The sequence below is a fragment of the Mesorhizobium sp. M7A.F.Ca.US.005.03.2.1 genome, assembly GCF_003997795.1.
GTDB classification, from domain to species: domain Bacteria; phylum Pseudomonadota; class Alphaproteobacteria; order Rhizobiales; family Rhizobiaceae; genus Mesorhizobium; species Mesorhizobium ciceri.
Genome location: NZ_RZRP01000481.1, coordinates 1 through 4,856, shown reverse-complemented (window position 1 = coordinate 4,856; position 4,856 = coordinate 1). Strand labels below are relative to the sequence as shown.

The window sequence follows — 4,856 nt, the reverse complement described above, 5'->3', positions numbered from 1 at the left end:
AAGCATGGTCGATGGCTTTCGCCAGCACGTCGGCGCGCATCACCATGCCGGCGCCGCCGCCGGCGGGCGTGTCGTCGACGGTGCGGTGGCGGTCGGTGGCGAAGTCGCGGATCTGGATCGTCTCCAGCGACCACGTCCCGGCCTCGAGCGCCCGGCCGGCCAACGACAGGCCGAGCGCGCCGGGAAACATCTCGGGGTAAAGCGTCAGCACCGAAGCGGAAAAACTCACCGGTTGCCCCCGGCATCGCTCGGTCCGCGCGGCCTGCCCTTCGGATCGAAGTCTTCCTCACGCGGACCACCGCCATCCTCGTCATCGACCAGCCCGGCTGCCGCCGGATCGACACGAACAAAACCCTCGGCGATCGACACTTGCGGTACGGCAGCCTGTGTGAACGGGATCAGCACGCCCTTGCGCCCGCCCAGCGTCACGTCGAGAATGTCGCCGCCGCCGAAATTGTGCACCGCGACCACCTTGCCAAGCACGGCACCCGTGTCGTCGCGGACTTCGAGGCCAACGAGGTCGGCATGGTAGAATTCGTCTTCCTCGCCATCGTCCGGCAGCATCGAACGGTCGACGAACAGCTCCGTGCCGGCCAGCGCCTCGGCCGCATTGCGGTCGGCAATGCCCTTGAAACGGACCACGACGACGGTGTTGGCGGGCCTGATGTCGACGATCTGGAAGGCGCGCCCGTCCCTGGCGTAGAGCGGCCCGTAATCGGCCAGCGCCAGCGGCTCGCCGGTGAAGGTCTTCACCCGCAATTCGCCCTTGATGCCATGGGCGGCGCCGATCACGGCCATCTGGACAGGATTCTGGAGCTTGCTCATGGCGAAATATCCTTTGGCCTGCTCTAGCCCCACGCGGCTGTCATTTCAATGACGGGCTATTCACCGCTTCCTAACCCGAATATCCGAAAATGCCGCCATGCAGGAATTCCTCATCCCGGCCAAACCCGATCTCCAGGCGGCGCGCGAAAGCTGGCTGAAGATGCTGGCGCGAGAACGTCGGCTGTCGCCCGAGACGGTGGAAGCCTATGAGCGCGACACGCGTCAGTTCCTGCATTTCCTCACCGGCCATTGCGGCGGCTCGCCCGGCATTTCGGACATCGCCGATCTGCGCCCGGCGGATTTGCGCGGCTTCCTTGCGGCGCGGCGCAATGCCGGTGCCGGCGCCCGCACGCTGGGCCGGGGTCTCGCCGGCATCCGCTCGCTGCTGCGTTTCCTCGAGCGGCGCGGCCTCGCCAATGCGGCCGGTGCGGCGGCACTGCGCGCGCCGCGCCAGCCCAAATCGCTGCCCAAGCCGCTGACGGCGAGCGATGCCAAGCATATCGTTTCCATCGAAGGCCAACTGGCGGAGGAACCCTGGATCGCAGCCCGCAACGCCGCCGTGCTGACGCTGCTCTACGGCTCTGGCCTGCGCATTTCCGAGGCGCTCGGCCTGACCGGCGCCGATCTGGCGTCGGCGGCCGACACGGTGCTGCGCGTTGCCGGCAAGGGCGGCAAGACGCGCCTGGTGCCGGTGCTGCCGGTGGCGCTCAGGGCAATCGCCGAATATCGCCGGCTCTGCCCCTACCATCTCGACCCCAAGGGCCTGCTGTTCCGCGGCGCCCGCGGCGGCCCGCTCAACCCAGCCATCGTCCAGCGCGACATGGCCAAGCTGCGCTCGGCGCTCAACCTGCCCGATACCGCGACGCCGCATGCGCTGCGCCATTCCTTCGCCACGCATCTGCTCGGCCGCGGCGGTGATTTGCGCACCATCCAGGAACTGCTCGGCCACGCCAGCCTGTCGACGACGCAAATCTACACCGGCGTCGACACCGCGAGGCTGCTCGAGATTTATGAGCAGGCGCATCCCAGGGCGTGAACGCCGGTAACGTTCACCATTTGGCCGAAAGCCTCCCCAACGTCGTCGTCCCTGGGCGAAGCAGGAGCGAAGCTCCGTCGCGGAGACCCTGGGATGACGAAGAAATGGGCGTTTCCGCTAATCGTTGAAGCATGAGCCCCATCGACGTCAGTTGAGGGCGATAGCCAGTCCAAGACAATTTCTCAGCACAGGTTAACCGTTTTGCCGCTTTTCAGTCCTAGAAGAGGCTCATGAAACGCGTCATAGCCATCGCCGACCGTGCTGCTTCCGTGTCGCTGAAGCTGCTCGTCGCGCTCAATGTTCTGTTCTTCCTGTCGTTCCTCGCCGTGCTGCTGTTCGCGGCCGGCAAGGCGCATGCCGAAGTCCCGACCTGCACCGGTGCCGACATGCTGTCGGCCCTGCAGAAGAACGATCCGGCGACCTACCGCAAGATCGAAGCGGAAGCCGCCGCGACGCCGAACGGCAAGGGCCTGTTGTGGAAGCTGGAAAAGCCCGGCGAGAAGCCGTCCTTCCTGTTCGGCACCATGCATATGACCGACCCGCGCGTCACCACGCTGCCTCCCGAAGCGCAGAAAGCCTATGACGCCGCCGGCACCATCGTCATCGAAACCACCGACGTGCTCGACAAGCAGAAGATGATGGTAGCGATGCTCAAGGAGCCGGACCTGATGATGTTCACGGATTCGACGACGCTGGCGTCGCTACTGTCGCCCGACGATGCGGCGGCCATGAACACCGCGCTCGACGCACGCGGCATTCCGCCGGCAACGGTTGCCAAGATGAAGCCGTGGATGCTCTCGGCCATGATGGCACTGCCGGCCTGCGAGCTGGCCCGTCAGTCAGGCGGCGCCCCGGTGCTCGATGTCAGGCTGGCGGAAGGCGCGAAGGCTTCCGGCAAGCCGGTGGAAGGATTGGAGACGGCTGAAGGCCAACTGCGCGCCATGGCCTCGCTGCCGCTGGCGTTTCACATGAAGGGCCTCGTCGACACGCTGAAGCTCGGCGACAAGGTCAACGACATCAACGAAACCATGATCGTGCTCTACCAGCGTGGCGACACCGGCATGTTCTGGCCGCTGTTTCGTGCGGCCATGCCGGACCAACAGGACGACCCCGCGGGCTATGCGGCGTTCGAGGAAACCATGATCACCAGCCGCAACAAGGTGATGGTCGAGCATGCCGAACCGATCCTTGCCAAAGGCAATGTCTTCATGGCGGTCGGCGCCCTCCACCTCCCCGGCCCCGAAGGCCTGGTCGAGGGTTTCCGCAAGGCCGGTTACACCGTCACGCCTGTCGGACTTTAGTGACTTCAGCTTACTTCGCCAGGATCTGGGCCAGCATCGCCGGAACGACCATCCGGTGAAACGGCATGATGATCGCGAGATAGGCGCGCCCGAGCCAATTGTGCGTCTTGACGATCGTCGTCGCGGCCACCTCTTGCCGGCCGCTGCCAAGATCCCTGACTTCGACCAGGACACGGAAATCGAGATGCCGGTCGTCGAGGCCAAGCACAACCTTGCCGGGAAACTGGCTGATGAGCGGAAATATCCCGATCCGGCCCGACGGCAACACCGCAGTTTCCAGGCCCGTCTTCAGCCGGAACGGCCTGACGGCAAGATTGCGCAGCGCCATGAGCCTGCCGACCCAGGGCGGCGTTCGCCCCAGAGCGCGTTCGGCCGCGCCGAGTGCGGTTAAGGAAAGGCCTTCAGTGACCAGCACATAGCGGTCTGCGAACTGGGCTCTGGCAAGAGCATCGCAGTGATTCGGGACAAGCTGAGCTGACGAATTCGTCACGGCAAAACCCTCTGATTCGACCTTAACAGACGCAAACTTGGCGCGCTGCGTGGCGAAACGACGCCACTCCGGCTGCGGAAGGGCAGGATTGTCCTTGTTTTTGGCGTTTTCCAACCCTAGCGTGAAACCAGTTCAATGATTGCGCGTTGTATGGTGTTGATTGATATTTTTCATCCACGGAGGACACTTTTATGGCGAACACACCGAATCCAAACGACCCGTTCAATTCGTCCACCAACGCACCAAGGCCAAGTGGCGGCGGCGGTGGTAGCGGTTGGCTGATTGCCCTGGTCGTCGTTATTCTGGCGGTTGTCGCGTATTATGTTTTCGGAAGAAGTGGTGAGCACCCGGCACCCGCCGAGCCGCCGGCGGCCAGCACACCGGCCCCAGCGCCTGCACCGGCGGAACCGATGAAGCCGGCTGAACCTGCGCCCGCGCCTGCTCCGGCACCTGCAGAACCGGCGCCTGCCCCGGCACCCGCGCCCGCACCGGCTCCTGCGCCGGCACCAGCCCCTGCGCCGGCACCTGCACCGGCCCAGTGATTGGCTCGATATCAGTTACGAACGGCCCGCTGAAAAGCGGGCCGTTTTGTTTTGTAGGGGCCGCCAGAAAGGCCTTTCCAGAAACTCGCTCCGGTGAGTCAGCTGGTGTGGTTTTCGAGAACCGGAGCGCAGCGGACATTTGGGTCCGTGAGCAGCGCATGACCCCGAAGATCAGTCCGATTTTCGGAGAGGATCATGCGCCAATCAAAAAGGGTCACAGCATCCTTTAAGCGTCCAGGAGGACGTGCGGCGCTGTGAAAGCGGAGAAAACCTCGCCAGATGGCCGCCGGAGTAGAGTTTATGAAAGGGCTTTAGATGTGGATCGGCTTGAAGAACGTCGCCAGCGCCGCCTCCTTGATCGCCTCCGACATCGTCGGATGCGCATGGCAGGTGCGGGCGAGATCCTCCGACGAACCGCCGAACTCCATCAGCACCGCCGCCTCGTGGATCATCTCGCCGGCGCCGAAGCCGACGATATGCACGCCGAGCACGCGGTCGCTTTGCCTGTCGGCGAGGATCTTCACAAAACCGTCCGTGTGCAGCATGGCGCGCGCCCGGCCATTGGCGCTGAACGGGAACTTTCCGATCTTGTAGTCGATGCCGGCCTTCTTCAATTCTTCCTCGGTCTTGCCAACCGAGGCGATTTCCGGGCTGGTGTAGAC

4 protein-coding genes and 2 pseudogenes are annotated in these 4,856 nt (G+C 64.3%); 2 read left to right on the top strand and 4 right to left on the bottom strand.

Features of this window, described 5'->3' with window-relative positions:
• Together EN991_RS23550 and rimM are read right to left on the bottom strand one after the other, a co-directional pair.
• Window positions 1–229 (bottom strand): annotated as a pseudogene (locus tag EN991_RS23550) (tRNA (guanosine(37)-N1)-methyltransferase TrmD); the annotation flags it as partial.
• Window positions 226–825 (bottom strand): ribosome maturation factor RimM, encoded by a 600-nt coding sequence (rimM, locus tag EN991_RS23545; RefSeq protein ID WP_013528858.1) that lies wholly within the window; start codon window positions 823–825, stop codon window positions 226–228. The pseudogene EN991_RS23550 and the gene rimM, both read right to left, overlap by 4 nt.
• Window positions 826–922: 97 nt before the next feature.
• Here rimM and EN991_RS23540 point away from each other — a divergent pair, with 97 nt between their 5' ends.
• Together EN991_RS23540 and EN991_RS23535 are read left to right on the top strand one after the other, a co-directional pair.
• Window positions 923–1,861: a tyrosine recombinase XerC gene (locus EN991_RS23540; RefSeq protein WP_024504979.1), complete on the top strand. Its 939-nt coding sequence runs from the start codon at window positions 923–925 to the stop codon at window positions 1,859–1,861.
• Between the two features lie 230 nt (window positions 1,862–2,091).
• Window positions 2,092–3,162: a TraB/GumN family protein gene (locus tag EN991_RS23535; RefSeq protein ID WP_127369657.1), complete on the top strand. Its 1,071-nt coding sequence runs from the start codon at window positions 2,092–2,094 to the stop codon at window positions 3,160–3,162.
• A gap of 10 nt (window positions 3,163–3,172) precedes the next feature.
• Here EN991_RS23535 and EN991_RS23530 read toward each other — a convergent pair whose 3' ends face one another.
• Together EN991_RS23530 and EN991_RS23520 are read right to left on the bottom strand one after the other, a co-directional pair.
• A complete protein-coding gene (locus EN991_RS23530; protein ID WP_164753487.1) occupies window positions 3,173–3,652 on the bottom strand; it encodes a DUF2867 domain-containing protein in 480 nt (159 codons plus the stop codon).
• 853 nt (window positions 3,653–4,505) lie between these two features.
• A pseudogene (locus EN991_RS23520) lies at window positions 4,506–4,856 on the bottom strand (dihydrolipoyl dehydrogenase); the annotation flags it as partial.

Excerpts from the sequence above, each read along its gene's own strand:
- rimM (WP_013528858.1), bottom strand. The coding sequence starts at position 825 with ATGAGCAAGCTCCAGAATCCTGTCCAGATGGCCGTGATCGGCGCCGCC.
- EN991_RS23535 (WP_127369657.1), top strand. The coding sequence starts at position 2,092 with ATGAAACGCGTCATAGCCATCGCCGACCGTGCTGCTTCCGTGTCGCTG.
- EN991_RS23540 (WP_024504979.1), top strand. The coding sequence starts at position 923 with ATGCAGGAATTCCTCATCCCGGCCAAACCCGATCTCCAGGCGGCGCGC.